Source organism: Variovorax sp. LjRoot130, from assembly GCF_964253755.1.
Classification (GTDB): domain Bacteria; phylum Pseudomonadota; class Gammaproteobacteria; order Burkholderiales; family Burkholderiaceae_C; genus Variovorax.
Window position 1 is genome coordinate 2,993,051 of the sequence record NZ_CAXURM020000001.1, and the last position, 19,531, is coordinate 3,012,581.

Sequence of the window (19,531 nt, forward strand, 5' to 3'; positions counted from 1 at the left end):
TGTTGATTTGCAAGGAGAAATTTGCCGGCCCGAAGCTCGAGGACCGGCGGCCACCCGAGGCGACGATGATAACGTGCGAGCCATGAGCGATTTCCCCGTTTCCCCCCGCGCCGGGCTTCGTGTATGGCTGCTGGGCAGCACCGTGGCCTTGATGGGCCTGGCCGCCTGCGGCACGACCGAGCGCGCCGAACCCTATGCCGGCAACGAGTGGCTCCAGTCCGGCGCCAACCGCATCGCCAACCTGGCGCTGCGCGACAACCTGCAGTCGATCCGGCGCGTGCAGCTCTCGCTCTACCGCCGCAATCCGCGCGAATGGCGCAAATGGGCCGCGAGCGCGGAAGACGCCATCCAGCGCACCTGGGACGCGATCTCGCAGGAAAGTCCCCTGCCGGGCCTGCAAGGCGCCACCGGCATCGATGCGATCCGGCTGGCTTTCGAAACCAAACCCAAGGCTTACGAAGGCGACCGCGTGGCCGCGCTGGTGGTCGGATGGGCATCGATGCTCAAGCAGGCCAATGGCGGCACCTGGGAGCAGAGCATGCTCGACGCGGTGAACGCGGAAAACAGCTACCGCGCCGCGCGCAACGTCGAGATCTCGCTCTGGCTCATCAGCTCCAAGACGAATCCCGAGGGCCAGCCCCTGCTGCTGGCCACCGAGATCAGCGATCGCGGCCGCAACCTGGTGGTCGATCGCGAGCTTTCGAAGGTGGTTGCGCGGCTCGATCTGATGGCCGCACAGGCCGACGAGAAGTACCGCCGTGCCGCGCTCGACTTCAGCCAGAACTGGCTGCTCGGCAGTCTGGTGCCCTTCTTCTCGATGATCCAGCGATAGTGAGCTTCTAGTCGAACCACTCGGCGTCCGGATGCCGCTTGCGCCATGACGCAACGCTGGGGTTGGTCTGGATGTATTCGGCCAGCCGCGTTCGGTGTGCGGCAGACAGCGGCAACGCCTTCAACAGGCTCGGCCAGGTCTTCATCGCCTGTTCGACGCAGCTTGCGACGACCTCGCGCAGTTGCTTTTCAGGGATGTCCCAGGCGTTTCCGAGCTCGCGCAGCGTCTTGGGCGTGAGCAGCGCGCGCTGCGTCTGGTTTGGAAAGAATGGCAGCCCATGTCCCGAGCCGCTGAGGTACACGCCGTAGGCGACGATGTCATAGGCCTTGGACAGCTCGGGCTTCGATTGCCCGGGCGAGTACACGAGGCTGAAGTTCTTCAGATGCGCGTCAAAGTTGCCCAGCAGCTCCGAGACCTTGATGCGGCGCAGCAGCTCCGCCACGTCGGCTTCGCCCTTGGCCGAGCGCCGCTTGAGCAGGAGGCCGATGGCCGCGTAGGTGCCCGAATACTTGTATTCCGACGGTGTCCCCGTGACCTGGGCGAAGTCCTCCATGTGCAGGCGCCTGGTTTCGGTATCGACGTCGCGGTCGAACCTGGAGACCAGCAGGAAACTTCGCTCGTCCTTTTGCAGCGCATAGGGCAACTGGTCGGCGATGGCGGACAAGGGCTCCAGCCGGAATTCGCAGATGTTCACGCCGGCGGCAGCGGCCAGCGTCAGCGAGCTGTACTCCACTTGCGGAAGCCGGTCGTATTCGCCCGTCGGCAGCTTGCCGATGAAATGCTGCTCGTCCGATTGCTTGGACCGCATCACGTAGCGCCCGGGGCCGCCCAGAACCAGCGCCACCTTCGGCTGCACACCCGAAATCGAGGTCTGCTGGGGGGTGGGCACCTGCCCGGAGCTCATTTCGTAGCTGTCCCGGCTCTGGCCGATCAACCGGCCGAGCGCGACCTCGTCGAGCGTTTCGGCGTTCGCCCAGACGTCGCCGGGCAGATCGCCGCCGCAGGCTGCCAGCAAACCGAGTTCGTCATTCGCGTCCAGGCCCAGGTCGCCGACCAATTGCTTGCGCAGCGGCCCTTCCGGAAGCAGGTTCTGGAAGAAAGGCGGCAACCCGAAATTGCCGTCGCCGCGGTTGACGTCCAGGGCCGGGTCCAGCAGCTGAGCCACCGTGGCCGCTTCGGCTTCGGCGATCGCCTGGGCCACTCTTTCGGCGCTGCCCGAGGTCGCAGGCGCGACGACATAGAGCTGCGACAGCACCGGCCGTGCCGGGTTCTTCGCATATTCGTCGTCGAATCTGAAATACACCCGCCCGTCGTCGAGCCCGAAGAGCGATCCGACGTTCGTTCTTCCCAGCCGGATCCGCAGCGAGCGTACGACGCTCATCTGCCGCGCCTCGCCGGTTTCGGCATCAAGCTGCTCACTTCATCCTGCAGGCTGGTGGATTTGGTATCGCTGCCGGCCCGGGTCAGGTCCGCGACCACCTGCGGAACGAACTGGAGTTCGAGGCCCAGGCTCTTGAGCAAGGCGAGCAAGGTGTTCAGTTCCACGTTCCCCCGCCCCGCTTCCAGAGCACCCAAGGTGTTTCTGGAGACACCTGCTTTCAGGGCGAGTTCGGAGGCCGTCATGGCGCGATCCTTTCGAGCCTGGCGCAGGAAGCTGCCGACTTCGGCAAGAGTCGTCATGTTCAACTCATTGAGCAAAAATTATATATGCATATCATATTGATCATGTTCGCTGCCAAGGTCAAGCTGATTTGCCCAATATAGTGCTCATATCATTGATTGCATATTTTATTGTGCAAGCACACGGTCAACCATAAGCCAACCCTCTCGCCCTCCCGACGACCCCTAGAATGCTTCGCACTTCTCCATCCCCAGGAACCTCATGAGCTCCCTCAATTTCATCGGCGGCGAAAAGGGCGGTGTCGGCAAATCCGTCACGGCACGGGTCTTGGCGCAGTACTTCATCGATCACAGCCGGCCTTTCGTCGGCTTCGACACCGATCGCTCGCACAGCTCCTTCACCCGCTTCTACGAGGGCTTCGCCTCGCCGGTGGTGGTGGACAGCTACGAAGGCCTCGACACAGTCGTGAACGGCTTCGAGACGAATCCGCAGCAGAGCGTGATCGTCGATCTCGCAGCGCAAACGCTGGCGCCGCTGGCGCGCTGGATCAAGGAGTCCGATCTGTTCGACGTGTTCGCCGAGCTCGGCGTGACCGTCAACTTCTGGCACGTGCTCGATGACGGCAAGGACTCGAGCGACCTGCTCGGCGCGCTGGTCGACACCTTCAGCAACCGGCCGAACTACATCGTGGTGCAGAACTACGGCCGCGGCAGCGACTTCGGCCTGCTGCTCGGTTCGCAATCGCTCAGCAAGGCAACCACGCACGGCGCGCGCGTCATCGCGCTGCCGCGCCTGCACGACGCCAGCATGCGCAAGATCGATGGGCGCAACACCAGCTTCTGGAAGGCGGTCAACGACCGCGACGGCCAGCACGCGCTCGGGCTGCTGGAGCGCCAGCGCGTCAAGAGCTGGCTCGCGACCTCTTACGCAGCCTTCGACACGCTGCCGCTCTGAGCGCTGCGGCGAAACAGCAGCACCAGCAGCAGCAGCCCGAAGACCGTGAACGCGATGAAGGACCAGTTCGCGATCGACAGGCCCAGGAAGGTCCAGTCGATCTGCGTGCAGTCGCCGCCGCCGCGGAAGATCATCGGCAGCGCGCGCTTGAGCGGGAAGGTCTCGATCATCCCGTAGAGGTCGCGCCCGCAGGACACGACCTCCGGCGGATGCCACTGCAGCCAGCTCTGGCGCGCGGCCGTGTAGGCGCCGCCGACCGCCATCACCAGGCCCAGCAGCGCGCCCGTGAGCTGCAGGCCCCGGCTGCGGCTGGCGGCCGCGAGCCCCGCGAAGACCGCCACCAGCACCAGCGCATAGCGCTGCACGATGCACATCGGGCACGGCTCGAGGCCGACCACGTGCTGCAGGTAGAGCCCGAAGGCGAGCATCGCCACGCAGGCGGCGCAGATCAGCGCGAGAGCGCGGCGCGGTGCGCCGAAATACCAATCGATCACGGAGAAACCCAATCTTCGACAAATACCCTGGCCTTGCGCGGCCTGGCGACGACGGTGTCGCCTTCCGCAAGGGCCAGGTCCCGGAACTGTTGCGCAGGGAGTTGCGCCTCGATGATGGTTCCGGAGCCAGGATTGTCTGGATTCGATTCCACCGGTTCGAGTTCCAGCCGCGCGATCGGGCCGACCACGATGGCGCGGCTCAAGGTCGCGACGATGCCGGTGGCGCCCGGGGTGTAGCGTTCGATGTCGAGGTCGTGCGGCCGCACATAGGCCAGCGCCCTGCCGTTGCGCAGCTCGCGGTGCTCGGGCGAATCGATGCGCAGGCCTTCGACATGCACCTCGCCCTCGTGCGCGCGGCCGTGGAACAGGTTGACGTCGCCGAGAAAGCCGTAGACGAAGGGGCTCGCCGGGTGGTCCCACACATCTTGCGGCGATCCGACCTGCTCGACGCGGCCGCTGTTCATCAGCACCACGCGGTCGGCCACTTCGAGCGCTTCTTCCTGGTCGTGGGTGACGAAGATGCTGGTGACGTGCAGTTCGTCGTGCAGCCGGCGCAGCCAGCGGCGCAGCTCCTTGCGCACCTTGGCGTCGAGTGCGCCGAAGGGTTCGTCGAGCAGCAGCACCTTGGGCTCCACCGCGAGCGCGCGGGCCAGCGCGATGCGCTGGCGCTGGCCGCCCGAGAGCTGCGACGGATAGCGGTCGGCCAGCCAGTCGAGCTGCACCAGCTTGAGCAGGTCGTGCACCTTGGTCTTGATCTGCGTTTCGCTCGGGCGCAGTCCGCGCGGCTTGACGCGCAGGCCGAAGGCCACGTTCTCGAACACCGTCATGTGGCGGAACAGCGCGTAATGCTGGAACACGAAGCCGACCTGGCGCTCGCGCACATGCACGTCGGTCGTGTCTTCGCCGGCAAAGAGGATGCTGCCGGTATCGGCGGTCTCCAGCCCCGCGATGATGCGCAGCAAGGTGGTCTTGCCGCAGCCCGAGGGGCCCAGCAGCGCGACCAGTTCGCCCGAATCGACGTCGAGGCTCACGTCGCGCAGGGCGTGGAAGTCGCCGAAGCGTTTGCTGACGTTGCGGATTTCAATGCTCATGATCTTTTCTCCTCAGGCCGCGACGGCGGGTTGCGGCCGTTCCGGCGGCAGTTCGGCGATGGCCTTCATTTCGCGTTCGTGGCGCCATTCGATGACCGACTTGATCACCAGCGTGACCAGCGCCAGGATGGCCAGCAGCGAGGCCACCGCGAAGGCGGCGACCGACTGGTACTCGTTGTAGAGCACTTCGACGTGCAGCGGCATGGTGTTGGTCTGGCCGCGGATGTGGCCCGACACCACCGACACCGCGCCGAACTCGCCCATGGCGCGCGCGTTGCAAAGGATCACGCCGTAGAGCAGCCCCCACTTGATGTTGGGCAGCGTCACGCGCCAGAAGGTCTGCCAGCCCGTCGCGCCGAGCACGATGGCGGCTTGCTCTTCGTCGGTGCCTTGCGCCTGCATCAGCGGAATGAGTTCGCGTGCGATGAAGGGAAAGGTCACGAACACGGTGGCCAGCACAATGCCGGGCACCGCGAAGATGACCTTGACGTCGTGTGCCGCGAGCCACGGGCCGAACCAGCCCTGCGCGCCGAAGATCAGCACGTAGATCAGGCCGGCGACCACCGGCGAGACCGCAAAAGGCAAATCGACCAGCGTGGTGAGAAAGGCCTTGCCGCGGAACTCGAACTTGGCGATGGCCCATGCGGCCGCCACGCCGAACACCAGGTTCATCGGCACCGCGATCGCGGCCGTGATCAGGGTGAGGCGGATCGCGCTCCAGGCATCGGGTTCCTTGAGCGCTTCGATGTAGGCGTTGATGCCCTTGCGCAGCGCCTCGGTCGCCACCGCGGCCAGCGGCAGCACGAGGAACAGGAACATGAAGGCCAGCGCCAGGCCGATCAGGGTCCAGCGCACCCAGGCCGATTCGGTGGTGCCGGCCTGCGCGCGGCGAATCGTTCTCGATGAAGCCGCGCTCATGCCGATGCCCCCCTGCGGCGCTGCCAGGCCTGCAGGCCGTTGATGACCAGCAGCAGCAGGAACGAAATGACCAGCATCACCAGCGCGACCGCGGTGGCGCCCGCGAAGTCGTACTGCTCCAGCTTGCCGATGATGATCAGCGGCGTGATCTCGGAAATCATCGGCATGTTGCCGGCGATGAAGATCACCGAGCCGTACTCGCCGATCGCGCGCGCGAAGGCCATCGCGAAGCCGGTCAGCAGCGCCGGCGTGATCGAAGGCAGGATCACCTTGGTGAAGGTCTGCAGCCGTGTCGCGCCGAGGCTGGTCGCGGCCTCTTCGAGTTCCTTCTCGGTGTCTTCCAGCACCGGCTGCACCGTTCGCACCACGAAAGGCAGCCCGATGAAGATCAGCGCGATCACCACGCCGGCCGGCGTGAAGGCCAGCTTGATGCCCATCGGTTCGAGGAACTGGCCGATCCAGCCGTTGCCGGCGAGCAGCGCGGTCAGCGAAATGCCGGCGACGGCCGTGGGCAGCGCGAAAGGCAGATCGACGAGCGCATCGACAATGCGCTTGCCGGGAAACTTGTAGCGCACCAGCACCCAGGCCACGAGCAGACCGAACACCAGGTTGACCAGCGCGGCGATCAGCGAGGCGCCGAAGGTGAGCCGGTACGAGGCCATCACGCGCGGCGCGGTCACCGCCACCCAGAACTGCTCCCAACTCAGGGTGAAGGTCTTGAAGACCAGCGCCGACAACGGGATCAGGACGATCAGGCTCAGGTACAGGATCGAGAAGCCGAGCGTGATGTGAAAGCCCGGCAGCACGCGCCGCGAGGCGCCCGTGTTCCCTGCACGCGCAAGCGGCGCCGCCGCGGACGGCAGCGCCGAAGAGATGGCACCGCTCATCGTGCCCCCACGCTCTGCACTAACGTGTCATCGCTGCCCCCCGAGGGGGCTTTCGCTTGCTTGAAGCGGTTCGGCGCGGCGCTCATTTATTTGCCGCCGGGCGTATAGAGCTTGTCGAATTGCCCGCCGTCGTTGAAGTGCACCTTCTGCGCTTCGCTGAGGCTGCCGAACAGCTCCTGCACGGTGAAGAGCTGCAGCGGCTTGAAGGTCGCCGCGTACTTCTTGAGCACCGCATCGGAGCGCGGGCGCAGCGCGTGCTTGGCCGCGATTTCCTGCGCTTCGTCCGAATAGAGGTAGTCGAGGTAGGCCTTGGCCAGTTCGCCGGTGCCCTTCTTCACCACCGTGCGCTCGACCACGGCCACCGGGTTCTCGGCCAGGATACTGATCGAGGGGTACACCGCATCGACCTTGCCGGCGCCGAACTCGCGGTCGATGGAGACCACTTCCGATTCGAAGGTGATCAGCGCGTCGCCGATGTTGCGCTGCAGGAAGGCGGTGGTCGCATCGCGGCCGCCGCGCGCGAGAATGGGCACGTTCTTGAACAGCTTGCCGACGAACTCGGCCGCTTGCGCGTCGCTGCCGCCCTTCTTCTTCACGTAGCCCCAGGCGGCCAGGTAGGCATAGCGGCCGTTGCCGCCGGTCTTGGGGTTCACGATCACGACCTGGGTGCCGGGCTTGACGAGATCGTCCCAGTCCTTGATGCCCTTCGGGTTGCCGTTGCGCGTCAGGAACAGCATGGTGGACGTGGTGGGTGCCGCATTGTTCGGGAAGCGCTTGGCCCAGTCCTTGGCGACCACGCCGGCGTTGGCGAGGAACTCGATGTCGGTGCTGGTGTTCATCGTCACCACGTCGGCCTCCAGCCCGTCGGCCACGGCACGCGCCTGTGCGCTGGAGCCGGCGTGCGACTGGTCGATCTTGACCTCCTTGCCCGTGGTCTTCTTGTAGTTCGCCACGAATGCGGCGTTGTAGTCCTTGTAGAACTCGCGCGCCACGTCATAGGACACGTTGAGCAGGGTCTGGGCCGAGGTCGCGCCGGCAGCGGCGAGCGCCAGGGCGCCGAGGATCGTCTTGATGGTTCTGGAGGTCATGGTCTTGCTTCGAGTTGGGGACGGCCGGCCATCAGGGGCGTGGGCTCGTCCGTCAGCGATTGGAGCAGAGCCAGGCCCAAAGGCCAGTCGCCATGCCCCGAATCGATGTTGATGTGGCCGGCATTCTGCATGCGAACGAATTCGCTGCCCCAGGCGCGGGCATAGGCGCCGGCCAGGCGCACCGGGCAATAAGGGTCGTTGCTGCTGGCCACCAGGATGCTGCGGTACGGCAGCCTGGCGTAGGGCACGGGCGCGAAATCCGACAGCACGGCGCGGCGCTCCGGGTCGGCCGGCGCCACCAGCAGGGCCCCGTGGATACGCGCGGCCGCCGTCTCGGACAGGTGCGTGGTCGTGATGCAACCCAGGCTGTGCGCGGCGATCACCACCGGGCCCGGGCTTTCCAGCACGAGCTTCTCGAGCGCGGCCACCCAGGCTGTGCGCTTCGGCGTCACCCAGTCGTCCTGCAGCACCCGCACCGCGCCCTGCATGCGTTCCGCCCACAGGCTTTGCCAGTGGCCGGGGCCGGAGTCGCGCCAGCCCGGAACGATGATGATGGTCGGCTTCGTCACGCAGCGCTTATCTGTTGGGCTGCGGCGTCAGGCGCAGGTACGGTCGGACGGCGTGAAGTTGGGGGCCGTATCGCCGAGTCGCAGGGTCGCCATGGTCGCTCCGAGGATGGATGGGAGCGCCGATTCTGCAAAGCATCGCTTCGATGACAAACGAATATCTACTTGTTTCGATATGGCGTTTGATGAATAAGGCCCTTCTCACACTGTGAGCCTGAAGCCCCCGGCGCCGATGTGCTCGGCGAAGAAGTCGATCAAGTGGCGAATCGCCGGCACCAGCGCCCGGCGCGAAGGAAAGACCGCATGCAGGATGCCCGGCGGCGGCCCCCAGCCGGGCAGCACCTCGACCAGGCGGCCCGCTTCGAGATCTTCCTTGCACATGTAGTCGGGCAGCATGCTGGCGCCGACGCCTTCCACCACCGCGAATTTCAGCGTCAGCAGGTCATCCGCCAGGTAGCGCGGCGTGTGCTGCATCGTGTGCATCGCCCCGCCGGGGCCTTCCAGGCACCAGCTGGCCCGCCCGTCGGCGGCCGACTGGGAGACCGTGTCCAGGCGCCCCAGCTCATCCACCGTCCGTACCGGGCCCTGGCGCCGGAGCTGGTCCGGGCTGGCCACCAGCACGCCCCGGGCAGTGGCGAACTGCTTGGCCACCAGCGTCGTGCTGTCCTCGATGACCGGCCGTACGCGCAGCGCCAGGTCGATGCCCTCCTCGATCAGGTCGACGGCCCGATTCAGGATGCGCATCTCGATCTGCACCGCCGGATAGCGGAGGATGAACTGCGCCACCAGCACCCCGATGCCGCTCTGCGCCAGCGTGATCGGACAGCTGATGCGCACCACGCCGCGCGGCTCGGTCTGCACCTGCGCGATGGCTTCGGCCGCCGCCTCGGCGGCGTCGCGCATCGCGATGCTGTGCCGCAGGTAGAGCTCACCGGCCGGCGTCAGCGAGAGCCGCCGCGTGCTGCGCTGAAGCAGTTGCACACCCAGCCGCGCCTCGAGATCCGCCACGCGGCGCGACAGCCGCGACTTCGGCACGCCCAGCGCGCGGCCTGCCGCCGCAAAGCCGCCCCGCTCGGCCACCTCGGCAAAGAAAACCATGTCGTTGAGATCTTGCATGGCCACGATTGTCCTACCACCAGGACGATCTGTGTCAATTTTGCCGACTTATCAATCAGTCGACTCAAAAATAGACTATCCCCTATGCCGACCGCTTCCGTGCCGGCGCCAACATCGAAAGAGAGCGATAGATCATGAAACTGCTGCACATCGATTCCAGCGTCCTGGGCGACAACTCCGTCTCGCGTCAATTGACGGCCGAAGTGGTGGCCGAATGGCGCCGCAACCACGCGGGCACCGAAGTCGACTACCTGGACCTGGCGGTTTCCGCCCCCAGCCACCTCGATGCCCACTCCCTGGGCTTCCGGGCGCCGGCAGGCACCGAATTCACCGAACGCCAGCGCAACGAGAACGCCGTCTCCGAAAAGCTGGTGAGCCAGTTTCTCGCGGCCGACGTGGTCGTGATCGGCGCGCCGTTCTACAACTTCTCGATCCCGAGCCAGCTCAAGGCCTGGATCGACCGCATCGCGCAAGTCGGCCGCACCTTCAAGTACACCGAGAAGGGACCTGTGGGCCTGGCCGGCGGCAAGACGGTGATCGTCGCCATCACCCGCGGCGGCATCTACTCGACCAGCGAAGGCGGCCAGGCGATGGAGCACCAGGAAAGCTACCTCAAGGTGGTCCTGGGCTTCCTCGGCGTCACCGACGTGCGCTTCGTGCGCGCCGAAGGTCTGGCCATGGGCGAAGCGCCGAAGGCGGCCGCACTCGGCGCCGCCCGCGCCGACATCTCCACCGTGGCGGGCGAAGCCGCCAATCAGGACGTCGCCGCCCTCGCCGCCTGAGGCATTGCAGAAGACCTATGCGTGGCTCTTGATCCAGGCCACGTATTTGTCGACCCAGGTCTGCAGAAACTTCTTGGTGCCGCCCTCGGCGATGTGGCCCTTGTCGTCGAACAGGCCTTCCTTGTTCTGGAGGAAGGCCTCGGGCTGGCCCAGCGTGGGCACGTCGAGGTAGGCCAGGACGTTGCGCAAGTGCTGCTGCGCGGCCGCGGTGCCGATGGCGCCGACCGACACGCCGATCACGCCGGCCGGCTTGCCGGCCCAGGCGCTCTGGCCGTAGGGCCGCGAGGCATTGTCGATCGCATTCTTGAGCACGCCGGGCAACGAGCGGTTGTATTCCGGGGTCACGAACAAGAGGCCTTGCGACGCGGCGATTTCCGATTTGAGCCGCTTGACCGCGGGCGCCTGGTTGCCGTCGTCGTCCTGGTTGTAGAGCGGCAGGTCGTCGATGCGCAGGTGCTCGAAATTGAAGTCCGAGGGTGCGAGGTGCGCGATCGCGAGTGCGAGCTTGCGGTTGAACGAATCCTTGCGCAGGCTGCCGACGATGACGGCGATTCGGGTCTGGCTCATGAAAACTCCTTTTGAACGGGGTTGACGGGAAGCGCCAGGAATTATCCGAAGCGCCTATGACCTTTTCCGGAAAAGCCCAATCACGGCAGCCGGTGCTGCGGCGCGTTCTGCAGGCTCGCCTGCGTCACGCTGGCGCCGGCCGGCACGTCGTCGATGATCCAGACGTTGCCCCCGATGGTCGCGCCCTTGCCCAAGGTCACGCGGCCCAGGATGGTGGCGCCGGCATAGATCACCACGTCGTCTTCCACGATCGGATGGCGCGGCAGTCCCTTCTGCAGGTTGCCTTCGACATCGGTCGGAAAGCGCTTGGCACCCAGCGTCACGGCCTGGTAGAGGCGCACGCGCTTGCCGATCACCGTGGTCTCGCCGATCACGACGCCCGTGCCGTGGTCGATGAAGAAGCCGGCGTCGATCTGCGCGCCCGGATGGATGTCGATGCCGGTCTGTCCGTGCGCGAGCTCGGCCACGATGCGTGCCAAGAGCGGCAGGCCCAGGTCGTAGAGCTGGTGCGCGAGGCGGTGATGGATCATCGCCAGGATGCCGGGGTAACACAGCAACACCTCGTCGACGCTGCGCGCGGCCGGGTCGCCCTGGTAGGCGGCGATCACGTCGCCGTCGAGCAGGCGGCGAATGCCGGGCAGCGCGGCTGCGAAAGCGCGCACCGCCTCCTCCGCCTCCGCATCGATCTCGGCCGCATCGCGCGGCTGGTGACGCGCGTTGTAGCGCAGCTCCAGCCGGGCCTGCGTCAACAGCGACTGCAGGGACGAGTCCAGCGTGTGGCCGACGTAGAAGTCCTCGCTCTCGTGCCGCAAGTCGGGCGGCCCAAGCCGCATCGGGAACAGCGCGCCTTTCAGCGATTCGACGATGCCGGCCAGCGCATCACGCGAGGGGAACTCGCGGCTGCCCGGTTCGCGCGAACGCTTCTGGGAATCGCGCCATTCGTCGCGCACCTCGTGCAGCGCGCTGACGATTTCACTTACATCGAATCCGGCCATGGCTTGCTCCTTGTTTCCGCACATTGTTGCGGCATCGGGAGCAAACGCGGCGTCGGAAGGGTTTAGAGCTTGGCGATGGACACTTCGGTCGATTTCACCAGCGCGACCACGTCGGAGCCGGGCTTGAGCTGCAGCTCGTCGACCGAGCGCGTGGTGATGACCGAGGTCACGATGCCCCAGGCGGTCTCGACGTCGACTTCGGAGACGACGTCGCCGCGGATGATCTCGCGGACCTTGCCCTTGAACTGGTTGCGGACGTTGATGGCTTGGATGGACATGGAGGGACTCCTGTTGAAAAAGAAGGAAGAAGAAGATCAGACCGCCCAGCGCAGGACGTGCGCCGGCCCGTCGGCCCAGCGCGTGTCGTTGGCCGGCTCGCCATCGGGTTTCTGCAGCACGCGGTCGAGGATGCGTTTCTCGATCGCCGCGAAAGCCGGATCGCCCTGCGAGCGCGGCCGCGCGAGCGCGATGTTTTCGTCCAGCGCGATGCGGCCGTCCTCGATCAGGATCACGCGGTCGGCCAGCGCCACGGCTTCCTGCACGTCGTGCGTGACCAGCAGGGCGGTGAAGCGGTGACGCTGCCACAGGTTCTCGATCAGGCGATGCATCTCGATGCGCGTCAGCGCATCGAGCGCGCCCAGCGGCTCGTCGAGCAGCAGCAGCCGAGGGTGATGCACCAGCGCACGCGCCAGCGAGACCCGCTGGCGCTGCCCGCCCGACAGGCGCGCCGGCCACTCGGCCTTGCGGTCGGCCAGGCCGACCTGCGCGAGCACTTCGTCGCCGCGCACGCGCGCCGCCGTCGGCAGGCCCAGCGTGACGTTCTCAAGCACGCGGCGCCACGGCAGGAGGCGCGCCTCCTGGAACATGATCCGCGTGTCGTCGTGCAGCCCGTCGACGGGCTTGCCGTCGGTGTAGAGGCCGCCTTCGGAGGCTTCCTCGAGGCCCGCGATCAGGCGCAGCAGCGTGCTCTTGCCGCAGCCGCTGCGGCCCACGATGGCGATGAACTGGCCCGGCTCGATCGTGAGCTGCGTGTTGCGCAGCACCTCGCGCGTGCCGTAGCGCTTGTGGAGACCGCGCGCTTCTAGTCGCACGCCGGCAAAGCCTTGCTGGAGGATGGCGCTCATGTTTTTTCAGACTCCGGGGTTGAACAGCGCCACGTCGAGCGCATTGAGTTTCTTGGGCAGGAGCTTCTCGGCGAAGAAGGCATCGGCGATGCGCTGCTGCTCGGCCAGGCCGCCAACCACCACCGGACGCACCGCGTAGCTGCGCCGCGCATTGGCATGCTCGACCGTGGCGGTATCGAGCCCCCACACTGGCGCCAGCAGGGCGGCCGCTTCCGCGGGCTTCTGCTTGACCCAGAGGCCGGCCTTGTGCAGTTCGCCGTAGAGCACGCGCAGCACGTCGGGACGCGCGTTCGCGAACGGCGTTCCGGCCAGGTAGTAGCGCTGGTACGACGCGATGCCGGTGCCGTCCGCCAGCACGCGCAGCTTCGACTGGCGCTGCGCCGCGGAGAGGAACGGGTCCCACACGACCCAGGCATCGATCGCACCGCGCTCGAAAGCGGCTCGGCCGTCGGCCGGCGTGAGGTACGCGGGCTCGATGTCCTTGAACGAGAGGCCGGCCTTGTCGAGCGCGGCGATCAGCAGGTAGTGCACGCCGGCCGCCTTGGCAAAGCCGACCTTCCTGCCCTTGAGATCGGCCACCGACTGGATGGGCGAATCGGCCCGCACGACGATCGCCTGCGCGGCCGGAGACGGCGCCTCCTGCGCGACGAAGGTCAGCTTCGCGCCCGCGGCCTGCGCGAACACCGGCACGGTGTCGGCCACGTCGGCGCTGAAGTCGAGGTTGTCGAGATTGAGCGCTTCGAGCAACGGCAGGCCGCTGGTGAACTCGTGCCAGCTGATCTTGACGCCCAGCGGCGCGAGCTGCCGCTCCAGCGTGCCCTGGGTCTTGAGCACCACGGTCAGCGTCGACGACTTCTGGTAGCCGATGCGGATCGTGGACGGGGCCGCGCCTTGCGCATAGGCCATGCCACCGGCCAGTGAAGCCAATGCGCCGAGCGCGGCGCGCCGAGTGAGAGAAGTCATCTCGCCCTCCTCCTTCATTTCGCCGCCTGGTAGCCCGGATGCCAGCGCAGCCACCAGCGCTCCAGCCCGCGGGCGAACACGTCGGCCAGCTTGCCGAGCAACGCATAGAGCAGGATGCCCACCAGCACGATGTCGGTCTGCAGGAACTCGCGCGCGTTCATCGTGAGATAGCCGATGCCGGCCTGTGCCGAGATGGTTTCGGCCACGATCAGGATCACCCACATGAGGCCGAGCGAGAAGCGCAGGCCCACCAGGATCGAGGACAGCGCACCGGGCAGGATCACCTCCTTGTAGAGCTGCCAGCGCGAGAGCCCGTAGGTGCGGCCCATCTCGATCAGCTGCGGGTCCACGTTGCGGATGCCGTGGAAGGTGTTGAGATAGATCGGAAAGAACACCGACACCGAGATCAGGAACAGCTTGGCCGATTCGTCGATGCCGAACCAGAGGATCACCAGCGGAATGAGCGCCAGCGCCGGGATGTTGCGCACCATCTGGATGGTGGAATCGAGCAGGGTCTCGAAGAACTTGACCGAGCCGGTGAGCAGGCCCAGCGCAAGGCCGAGCCCGCCGCCGATGGCCAGGCCCGACAAGGCCCGGCCGGCGCTCACCTTCACGTGGGTCCACAGTTCGCCCGAGACGGCCAGCGCCCACGCGGCCTTGACCACGTCGATCGGCGCCGGCAGCACGCGGGTGGAGAGCCAGCCGAGCGACGAGGCGATCTGCCACGCGACGATCAACCCCACGGGCACGAGCCAGGGCACGAGGCGCTTGGCGACCCCGAGCCCGAAGGCTTGCGCCGAGCCCAGCGAAGGTGCCGCGACCGGCAATGGCTGCACTTGTTCAGTCATGAAGAGAGTCCTTTGCCTTGATCAGCTTTGCGAAACGAGGCGCGAAGGCGCATCGAGATTGGCGACGACCTCGCCGAAGGGACCGGTCAGCGCCCCGCCCGGCAGGCTCGGGCGCCGCTTGCGCGGCAAGAGCGGGAACACCAGCTCGGCGAAGCGGTAGGACTCTTCGAGGTGCGGGTAGCCCGAGAGGATGAAGTTGTCGAGGCCCAGCGCCGCGTACTCCTCGATGCGCGCCGCCACCGTCTTCGCATCGCCCACCAGCGCCGTGCCGGCGCCGCCGCGCACCAGACCCACGCCGGCCCAGAGGTTGGGCGAGATCTCGAGCTCGGCCCGCGTGCGCCTGGCACCACCAGCGTGCAAGGCGGCCATGCGGCGCTGGCCTTCGGAGTCCATGCGCGCGAAGGCGGCCTGGGCGCGGATCACGGTGGCGTCGTCGACGCGGCTGATCAGCTCTTCGGCAGCCTTCCACGCCGCGTCCTCGGTCTCGCGCACGATCACGTGCAGGCGGATGCCGAACTTCACCGTGCGGCCCTTGCGTGCGGCGCGTTCGCGGATGTCGGCGATCTTCTTCGCGACTTCGGCCGGCGGCTCGCCCCAGGTCAGATAGGTATCGACCTGTTCCGCCGCGAGCTCGTGCGCCGCCGCCGAGGAGCCGCCGAACCACACCGGCGGATAAGGCTTCTGCGTCGGCGGGTACAGCAGCTTCGCGCCCTTCACGCTCAGATGCTTGCCTTCGTAGTCGAAGCTCTGGCCTTCATGGCTGCGCGCGATGATCTCGCGCCAGATGCGGATGAACTCGGCCGACTGCTCGTAGCGCGCTGCATGGTCGAGAAAGACGCCGTCGCCCTCGAGCTCGGCCTGATCGCCGCCGGTCACCAGGTTCACGAGCACGCGCCCGCCCGAGAGCCGGTCGAAGGTCGCGGCCATGCGCGCGGCCAGGCTGGGCTGGTGCAGCCCGGGCCGCACCGCGACCAGAAACTTGAGTTGCCGCGTCGCGCCGACCAGGCTGGCCGCGATCACCCACGGGTCCTCGCAGGAGCGGCCGGTGGGGATCAGCACGCCCTCGTAGCCGAGCTGGTCGGCCGCGCCGGCAACCTGCTGCAGATAGGCCAGGTCGACCGGGCGCGCGCCCTCGGTGGTGCCGAGGTAGCGGCTGTCGCCGTGGGTGGGAAGAAACCAGAAGACTTGCATGGTGTGATCTCGATCAGATGGCGAAGAGAAAGCGCCGCAGGCCCCACGCCAGTGCCGTGGTGCGAAGCACCCGCACTGCGCGAAGCCGCAACAGCGCGCTGTCAGGCAATACCGGCGGCCGCTGCATCGAGCACGTTGATCTTCTTGGGGATCAACCCGAGCGAGAAAAAGGTGTCGGCGATCTTCTGCTGCTCCGCCAGGACCGCCTTGGTGATCGGCCTCGTGCCGTAGTTCGCGCGCCCCACCACGACGTCGACCACCGGCTGCGGAATGCCCCACAGCTGCGAAAGCTCGGCCGCGAACGCGCTCTTGTTGGCCTGGCCCCATTGGTCGACCCGGTCGATCTCCTCGGTCAGGATCCGGATCACGTCGGCGTTCTTCTCTGCATAGCCGAGCGAGGAGAAGTAGTAGGCGCGGTTGCCCACCACATCCGTGGCGTCGGCGAGCACCTTGGCTTCGAGCGTCTTCTCCGCCGCGGCCAGGAACGGGTCCCAGATCACCCAGGCGTCGATCGAACCCTTCTCGAAGGCGGCGCGCGCATCCGAGGGCGGCAGGAAGGCGAGGTTCACGTCGCCGTAGCCAAGGCCGTGCTTCTCCAGCAGCTTGACCAGGAAGTAGTGGACGTTGCTGCCCTTGTTGAGTGCGACCTTTTTACCCTTGAGGTCGGCCACCGAACGGATCGCCGATCCCTTGGGCACCAGCACCGCTTCCGATTGCGGGCGCGGCACGGTCGCCGCCACATAGGCCAGCGGCGCACCCGCGGCCTGCGCGAAGATCGGCGGCGCTTCGCCGACGTCGCCGAAGTCGATCGAGCCGACGTTGAGCGCCTCAAGCTGCACCGGCCCGGCCGTGAACTCGGTCCACTTGAGCGAGACCTTGAGCGGCGCCAGCCGCTTCTCCAACGTGCCGCGGCCCTTCAGCAGGCTCAGCACGCCTTTCTGATGGCCGATGCGCAACTGCCGCGCCGGCGCCTGGGCAAGTGCCGCCAGCGAAGGCAAGGCGATCGCGGCCGCGGCGCCCTGGACCAGTTGGCGGCGCTTCGATGAATGCAATGTCATGGTGATGCTTTCGATGGATGGAGCCAGCGGCTCAGGTGGCGGTAATGAAGCCGACGATCAGCGCAATGGCGGCGACCACCACCACGCTGATGGCGAGGTCGCGCAGCGCGCGCCACAGCGGACGCGGCGGCGCATCGATGGCAAGGTCTTCGGTGCTGACAGGGTTCATGGCGGATGTCTTTCAGGCGTGAGTTGTCCCGCGCCGCGCGCCGGCGGCGAAAAACCAATGTGGAAAAAGAAGGTGGTGGCGCTCTCGCGCCGGGCCGGCCGGCCCGGGCTCAGACGCTACATCGCACGCGCGAGAAGGGCACCGGCTCGAAGCCGCTGGTGGCGGGCAGCTTGAGCCCTTCGCTCGCCAGCGTCTCCACCGCATCGTCGAGCCGCTGGGCGAGCTCCTGCTGCAGCTGGTACGCGCCCTCGGGCTGCAGCGTGACCTGGCCGTCGGTCGCATACACGCCGGGCAGGATGTGCCGTGCCGCGAGCGACTGCAGCACGGGCCGCAGCGCGTAGTCGAGCGCCAGCATGTGGTGCGGGCTGCCGCCGGTGGCCAGCGGCAGCACCGTCTTGCCCTTGAGCGCGGACTGCGGCAGCAGATCCAGAAAGACCTTGAGCACGCCGCTGTAGGCCGCCTTGTAGACAGGCGTCGCGATCACGATCACGTCGGCGCGCCGCACCTGTTCGACCGCATGCTGCACGGTGGGATGCGAAGCCTCGCCCAGCAGCAGCGCATGTGCTGCCAGCTCGCGGATCGCGAGACGATCGGCCGGCACGTCGCGCAGCGCGAGCCGCGCGGCCACCGCATCGAGCAGCACGGCCGAGCGCGAAGGCGCCGACGGGCTGCCGGCAATCAGGAGAACAGTCACGATTGCTTTCGTTCGAAGGTGGTTCTTTTTCAGGGGGCCGCCGCGCCCGGCCGCCCGAAGCGGCCGGGCCCGCCCCCGGTAGGGGGTTGGCGTACCGACACGAAGTGCGGGGAGCCTGGGGGCGAGCTGGTTACTTCTGCTTCGCCGTGTAGATCTGGTCGAAGGAGCCACCGTCCGCGAAGTGCTCCTTGTCCGCCTTGGCCCAGCCGCCGAAGGCCTGGTCGATGGTGAACAGCGTGAGCTTGGGGAACTGCTTCTCGTACTTGGCCTTGGCCTTGTCGGAGGTCGGGCGGTAGTAGTTGCGGCCGGCGATGTCCTGCCCTTCGTCGGAGTAGAGGTACTTGAGGTATTCCTCGGCCACGGCGCGCGTGCCCTTCTTGTCGACCACCTTGTCGACCACCGTCACCGTGGGCTCGGCCAGGATGCTGACCGAGGGCACGACGATGTCGAACTTGTCGGGGCCGAATTCCTTCAGCGCCAGGAAGGCCTCGTTCTCCCAGGCCAGCAGCACGTCGCCCACGCCGCGCTGCACGAAGGTGATGGTCGAGCCGCGCGCACCCGTGTCGAGCACCGGCACGTTCTTGTAGAGGCTGCCGACGAACTCGCGGGCCTTGGCGTCGCCGCCGTACTTGCGCTTGGCGAACTCCCATGCGGCCAGGTAGTTCCAGCGCGCGCCGCCCGAAGTCTTGGGGTTGGGCGTGATCACCTGCACGCCGGGCTTGGCCAGGTCGTCCCAGTCCTTCAGTCCCTTGGGGTTGCCCTTCTTCACGAGGAAGACGATGGTCGAGGTGTACGGTGCCGAGTTGTGCGGCAGGCGCTTCTGCCAGTCGGCCTTGACCAGGCCGCCATGCTTGACCAGCGCGTCGGTATCGCCGGCCAGCGCCAGCGTGGCGACGTCGGCGTCGATGCCGTCGATGATCGAGCGCGCCTGCTTGCCGGAGCCGCCGTGCGACTGCTTGATGCTCACGTCCTGTCCGGTCTTGCCCTTCCAGTACTTGGCGAAGGCCTTGTTGTAGTCGACGTAGAGCTCGCGCGTCGGGTCGTAGGACACGTTGAGCAAGGTCACGCTTTGCGCGAACGACGGCAATGCCGTCAGGGCGATGCTGGCGGCAGCGGCGGCGCCTAGGGAAAGCTTGATAAAGTCGCGGCGAAAGCTCATGGTCTTGTGCTCAGGAGGGCATAACAGTGAAGCTGCGAATTCTGAAGAGCGCATAAAGAAACTGGAACGACCGAGTTCTCAGTTCTAAATAGCGAAATCAACTAAGCAACCCACACGAAGGCAATCCAAATGGCACGCATGGTCCAGTGCATCAAGCTCGGCAAAGAGGCCGAAGGGCTCGATTTCCCGCCCTACCCCGGTGAACTCGGCAAACGCCTGTGGGAGAACGTCAGCAAGGAAGCCTGGGCCGCCTGGCTCAAGCAGCAGACCATGCTGGTCAACGAGAACCGGCTGAACCTGGCCGATGCCCGTGCCCGCCAGTACCTGGCGCGCCAGATGGAGAAGCACTTCTTCGGCGAGGGCGCTGACGTCGCGCAGGGCTACGTTCCCCCGACGAACTGATCGCCTGCCCGC

24 protein-coding genes are annotated in these 19,531 nt (G+C 66.6%); 4 read left to right on the forward strand and 20 right to left on the reverse strand.

All coding sequences use genetic code 11. The annotated features are described in order from the left end of the window. Nucleotides 1-82: 82 nt before the first annotated feature. Entirely contained in the window at nucleotides 83-832 is a 750-nt protein-coding gene (locus ACSQ86_RS14860) for a hypothetical protein (RefSeq protein WP_093108758.1), read from the forward strand. A gap of 7 nt (nucleotides 833-839) precedes the next feature. Here ACSQ86_RS14860 and ACSQ86_RS14865 read toward each other — a convergent pair whose 3' ends face one another. Together ACSQ86_RS14865 and ACSQ86_RS14870 are read right to left on the reverse strand one after the other, a co-directional pair. Further along, on the reverse strand, nucleotides 840-2,213 hold the full coding sequence (locus ACSQ86_RS14865) for a type II toxin-antitoxin system HipA family toxin (RefSeq protein ID WP_436309027.1): 1,374 nt from the start codon (nucleotides 2,211-2,213) through the stop codon (nucleotides 840-842). Next, complete coding sequence (locus tag ACSQ86_RS14870; RefSeq protein ID WP_093108760.1) at nucleotides 2,210-2,512, reverse strand: helix-turn-helix transcriptional regulator; 303 nt, start codon at nucleotides 2,510-2,512, stop codon at nucleotides 2,210-2,212. The genes ACSQ86_RS14865 and ACSQ86_RS14870 overlap by 4 nt, the downstream gene beginning before the upstream one ends. 202 nt (nucleotides 2,513-2,714) lie before the next feature. Between ACSQ86_RS14870 and ACSQ86_RS14875 the strand changes: the two genes are divergently transcribed. Further along, on the forward strand, nucleotides 2,715-3,407 hold the full coding sequence (locus tag ACSQ86_RS14875) for a mobilization protein (protein WP_436304162.1): 693 nt from the start codon (nucleotides 2,715-2,717) through the stop codon (nucleotides 3,405-3,407). Here ACSQ86_RS14875 and ACSQ86_RS14880 read toward each other — a convergent pair. The 7 genes from ACSQ86_RS14880 to ACSQ86_RS14910 all read right to left on the reverse strand — a co-directional run bounded on the left by ACSQ86_RS14880 (nucleotide 3,377) and on the right by ACSQ86_RS14910 (nucleotide 9,567). Then, the gene (locus tag ACSQ86_RS14880; protein WP_093108762.1) at nucleotides 3,377-3,901 is read right to left on the reverse strand and encodes a disulfide bond formation protein B; all 525 of its coding nucleotides are present in this window, start codon (nucleotides 3,899-3,901) and stop codon (nucleotides 3,377-3,379) included. The genes ACSQ86_RS14875 and ACSQ86_RS14880 overlap by 31 nt on opposite strands. Then, the gene (locus tag ACSQ86_RS14885; protein ID WP_093108763.1) at nucleotides 3,898-4,992 is read right to left on the reverse strand and encodes a sulfate/molybdate ABC transporter ATP-binding protein; all 1,095 of its coding nucleotides are present in this window, start codon (nucleotides 4,990-4,992) and stop codon (nucleotides 3,898-3,900) included. Before ACSQ86_RS14885 ends, ACSQ86_RS14880 begins: the two co-directional genes overlap by 4 nt. 12 nt (nucleotides 4,993-5,004) lie before the next feature. Next, complete coding sequence (gene cysW, locus ACSQ86_RS14890) at nucleotides 5,005-5,910, reverse strand: sulfate ABC transporter permease subunit CysW (protein WP_093108764.1); 906 nt, start codon at nucleotides 5,908-5,910, stop codon at nucleotides 5,005-5,007. Continuing rightward, nucleotides 5,907-6,797 (reverse strand): sulfate ABC transporter permease subunit CysT, encoded by an 891-nt coding sequence (cysT, locus tag ACSQ86_RS14895; protein WP_093108765.1) that lies wholly within the window; start codon nucleotides 6,795-6,797, stop codon nucleotides 5,907-5,909. The genes cysW and cysT overlap by 4 nt, the downstream gene beginning before the upstream one ends. Before the next feature lie 86 nt (nucleotides 6,798-6,883). Beyond that, nucleotides 6,884-7,885 (reverse strand): sulfate ABC transporter substrate-binding protein, encoded by a 1,002-nt coding sequence (locus ACSQ86_RS14900; protein ID WP_436304163.1) that lies wholly within the window; start codon nucleotides 7,883-7,885, stop codon nucleotides 6,884-6,886. Beyond that, nucleotides 7,882-8,454 carry an RBBP9/YdeN family alpha/beta hydrolase gene (locus tag ACSQ86_RS14905; protein WP_436304164.1) on the reverse strand — a complete coding sequence of 191 codons (573 nt, stop codon included), beginning with the start codon at nucleotides 8,452-8,454 and terminating at the stop codon, nucleotides 7,882-7,884. Before ACSQ86_RS14905 ends, ACSQ86_RS14900 begins: the two co-directional genes overlap by 4 nt. Before the next feature lie 198 nt (nucleotides 8,455-8,652). Further along, nucleotides 8,653-9,567 (reverse strand): LysR family transcriptional regulator, encoded by a 915-nt coding sequence (locus ACSQ86_RS14910; protein WP_436304165.1) that lies wholly within the window; start codon nucleotides 9,565-9,567, stop codon nucleotides 8,653-8,655. A gap of 134 nt (nucleotides 9,568-9,701) precedes the next feature. Between ACSQ86_RS14910 and ACSQ86_RS14915 the strand changes: the two genes are divergently transcribed. Further along, nucleotides 9,702-10,349, forward strand: a complete 648-nt coding sequence (locus ACSQ86_RS14915; protein ID WP_436304166.1) for an FMN-dependent NADH-azoreductase — start codon at nucleotides 9,702-9,704, stop codon at nucleotides 10,347-10,349. A gap of 15 nt (nucleotides 10,350-10,364) precedes the next feature. Here the strand turns inward: ACSQ86_RS14915 and ACSQ86_RS14920 are convergent, their stop codons facing one another. The 11 genes from ACSQ86_RS14920 to ACSQ86_RS14970 all read right to left on the reverse strand — a co-directional run bounded on the left by ACSQ86_RS14920 (nucleotide 10,365) and on the right by ACSQ86_RS14970 (nucleotide 19,117). Continuing rightward, nucleotides 10,365-10,916, reverse strand: a complete 552-nt coding sequence (locus tag ACSQ86_RS14920) for an NADPH-dependent FMN reductase (RefSeq protein WP_436309028.1) — start codon at nucleotides 10,914-10,916, stop codon at nucleotides 10,365-10,367. Nucleotides 10,917-10,996: 80 nt separating this feature from the next. Continuing rightward, nucleotides 10,997-11,911, reverse strand: a complete 915-nt coding sequence (gene epsC, locus ACSQ86_RS14925; RefSeq protein ID WP_436309029.1) for a serine O-acetyltransferase EpsC — start codon at nucleotides 11,909-11,911, stop codon at nucleotides 10,997-10,999. Nucleotides 11,912-11,973: 62 nt separating this feature from the next. Next, nucleotides 11,974-12,189, reverse strand: coding sequence for a TOBE domain-containing protein (locus tag ACSQ86_RS14930; RefSeq protein ID WP_028250350.1), 216 nt, complete (start codon nucleotides 12,187-12,189; stop codon nucleotides 11,974-11,976). A gap of 36 nt (nucleotides 12,190-12,225) precedes the next feature. Further along, nucleotides 12,226-13,035 carry an ATP-binding cassette domain-containing protein gene (locus tag ACSQ86_RS14935; RefSeq protein ID WP_436304169.1) on the reverse strand — a complete coding sequence of 270 codons (810 nt, stop codon included), beginning with the start codon at nucleotides 13,033-13,035 and terminating at the stop codon, nucleotides 12,226-12,228. A 6-nt stretch (nucleotides 13,036-13,041) separates the two neighbouring features. After that, nucleotides 13,042-13,998: an aliphatic sulfonate ABC transporter substrate-binding protein gene (locus ACSQ86_RS14940; RefSeq protein ID WP_436304170.1), complete on the reverse strand. Its 957-nt coding sequence runs from the start codon at nucleotides 13,996-13,998 to the stop codon at nucleotides 13,042-13,044. A gap of 14 nt (nucleotides 13,999-14,012) precedes the next feature. Next, nucleotides 14,013-14,846: an aliphatic sulfonate ABC transporter permease SsuC gene (gene ssuC, locus ACSQ86_RS14945; RefSeq protein WP_436304171.1), complete on the reverse strand. Its 834-nt coding sequence runs from the start codon at nucleotides 14,844-14,846 to the stop codon at nucleotides 14,013-14,015. 21 nt (nucleotides 14,847-14,867) lie between these two features. Further along, nucleotides 14,868-16,037: an FMNH2-dependent alkanesulfonate monooxygenase gene (gene ssuD, locus ACSQ86_RS14950; RefSeq protein WP_436309030.1), complete on the reverse strand. Its 1,170-nt coding sequence runs from the start codon at nucleotides 16,035-16,037 to the stop codon at nucleotides 14,868-14,870. Between the two features lie 101 nt (nucleotides 16,038-16,138). Further along, complete coding sequence (locus ACSQ86_RS14955) at nucleotides 16,139-17,095, reverse strand: sulfonate ABC transporter substrate-binding protein (protein ID WP_436309031.1); 957 nt, start codon at nucleotides 17,093-17,095, stop codon at nucleotides 16,139-16,141. 31 nt (nucleotides 17,096-17,126) lie between these two features. Then, nucleotides 17,127-17,264: a hypothetical protein gene (locus ACSQ86_RS14960; protein WP_436304174.1), complete on the reverse strand. Its 138-nt coding sequence runs from the start codon at nucleotides 17,262-17,264 to the stop codon at nucleotides 17,127-17,129. Between the two features lie 109 nt (nucleotides 17,265-17,373). Next, on the reverse strand, nucleotides 17,374-17,958 hold the full coding sequence (gene ssuE, locus ACSQ86_RS14965) for an NADPH-dependent FMN reductase (RefSeq protein ID WP_093108776.1): 585 nt from the start codon (nucleotides 17,956-17,958) through the stop codon (nucleotides 17,374-17,376). Nucleotides 17,959-18,088: 130 nt separating this feature from the next. Further along, entirely contained in the window at nucleotides 18,089-19,117 is a 1,029-nt protein-coding gene (locus tag ACSQ86_RS14970; protein WP_436290265.1) for a sulfate ABC transporter substrate-binding protein, read from the reverse strand. Between the two features lie 129 nt (nucleotides 19,118-19,246). On the opposite strand from ACSQ86_RS14970, the gene ACSQ86_RS14975 reads away from it, so the two are divergent. Then, the gene (locus tag ACSQ86_RS14975; RefSeq protein ID WP_093108778.1) at nucleotides 19,247-19,519 is read left to right on the forward strand and encodes an oxidative damage protection protein; all 273 of its coding nucleotides are present in this window, start codon (nucleotides 19,247-19,249) and stop codon (nucleotides 19,517-19,519) included. Nucleotides 19,520-19,531: the final 12 nt, after the last annotated feature.

Excerpts from the sequence above, each read along its gene's own strand:
- ACSQ86_RS14865 (WP_436309027.1), bottom strand. The coding sequence starts at position 2,213 with ATGAGCGTCGTACGCTCGCTGCGGATCCGGCTGGGAAGAACGAACGTC.
- ACSQ86_RS14930 (WP_028250350.1), bottom strand. The coding sequence starts at position 12,189 with ATGTCCATCCAAGCCATCAACGTCCGCAACCAGTTCAAGGGCAAGGTC.
- ACSQ86_RS14860 (WP_093108758.1), top strand. The coding sequence starts at position 83 with ATGAGCGATTTCCCCGTTTCCCCCCGCGCCGGGCTTCGTGTATGGCTG.
- ACSQ86_RS14975 (WP_093108778.1), top strand. The coding sequence starts at position 19,247 with ATGGCACGCATGGTCCAGTGCATCAAGCTCGGCAAAGAGGCCGAAGGG.
- ACSQ86_RS14920 (WP_436309028.1), bottom strand. The coding sequence starts at position 10,916 with ATGAGCCAGACCCGAATCGCCGTCATCGTCGGCAGCCTGCGCAAGGAT.
- ACSQ86_RS14935 (WP_436304169.1), bottom strand. The coding sequence starts at position 13,035 with ATGAGCGCCATCCTCCAGCAAGGCTTTGCCGGCGTGCGACTAGAAGCG.
- epsC (WP_436309029.1), bottom strand. The coding sequence starts at position 11,911 with ATGGCCGGATTCGATGTAAGTGAAATCGTCAGCGCGCTGCACGAGGTG.
- ACSQ86_RS14875 (WP_436304162.1), top strand. The coding sequence starts at position 2,715 with ATGAGCTCCCTCAATTTCATCGGCGGCGAAAAGGGCGGTGTCGGCAAA.
- ACSQ86_RS14900 (WP_436304163.1), bottom strand. The coding sequence starts at position 7,885 with ATGACCTCCAGAACCATCAAGACGATCCTCGGCGCCCTGGCGCTCGCC.
- ACSQ86_RS14970 (WP_436290265.1), bottom strand. The coding sequence starts at position 19,117 with ATGAGCTTTCGCCGCGACTTTATCAAGCTTTCCCTAGGCGCCGCCGCT.
- ACSQ86_RS14885 (WP_093108763.1), bottom strand. The coding sequence starts at position 4,992 with ATGAGCATTGAAATCCGCAACGTCAGCAAACGCTTCGGCGACTTCCAC.
- ACSQ86_RS14915 (WP_436304166.1), top strand. The coding sequence starts at position 9,702 with ATGAAACTGCTGCACATCGATTCCAGCGTCCTGGGCGACAACTCCGTC.
- ACSQ86_RS14870 (WP_093108760.1), bottom strand. The coding sequence starts at position 2,512 with ATGACGACTCTTGCCGAAGTCGGCAGCTTCCTGCGCCAGGCTCGAAAG.
- ssuD (WP_436309030.1), bottom strand. The coding sequence starts at position 16,037 with ATGCAAGTCTTCTGGTTTCTTCCCACCCACGGCGACAGCCGCTACCTC.
- ACSQ86_RS14910 (WP_436304165.1), bottom strand. The coding sequence starts at position 9,567 with ATGCAAGATCTCAACGACATGGTTTTCTTTGCCGAGGTGGCCGAGCGG.
- ACSQ86_RS14940 (WP_436304170.1), bottom strand. The coding sequence starts at position 13,998 with ATGACTTCTCTCACTCGGCGCGCCGCGCTCGGCGCATTGGCTTCACTG.
- ssuC (WP_436304171.1), bottom strand. The coding sequence starts at position 14,846 with ATGACTGAACAAGTGCAGCCATTGCCGGTCGCGGCACCTTCGCTGGGC.
- ACSQ86_RS14960 (WP_436304174.1), bottom strand. The coding sequence starts at position 17,264 with ATGAACCCTGTCAGCACCGAAGACCTTGCCATCGATGCGCCGCCGCGT.
- cysT (WP_093108765.1), bottom strand. The coding sequence starts at position 6,797 with ATGAGCGGTGCCATCTCTTCGGCGCTGCCGTCCGCGGCGGCGCCGCTT.
- ACSQ86_RS14955 (WP_436309031.1), bottom strand. The coding sequence starts at position 17,095 with ATGACATTGCATTCATCGAAGCGCCGCCAACTGGTCCAGGGCGCCGCG.
- cysW (WP_093108764.1), bottom strand. The coding sequence starts at position 5,910 with ATGAGCGCGGCTTCATCGAGAACGATTCGCCGCGCGCAGGCCGGCACC.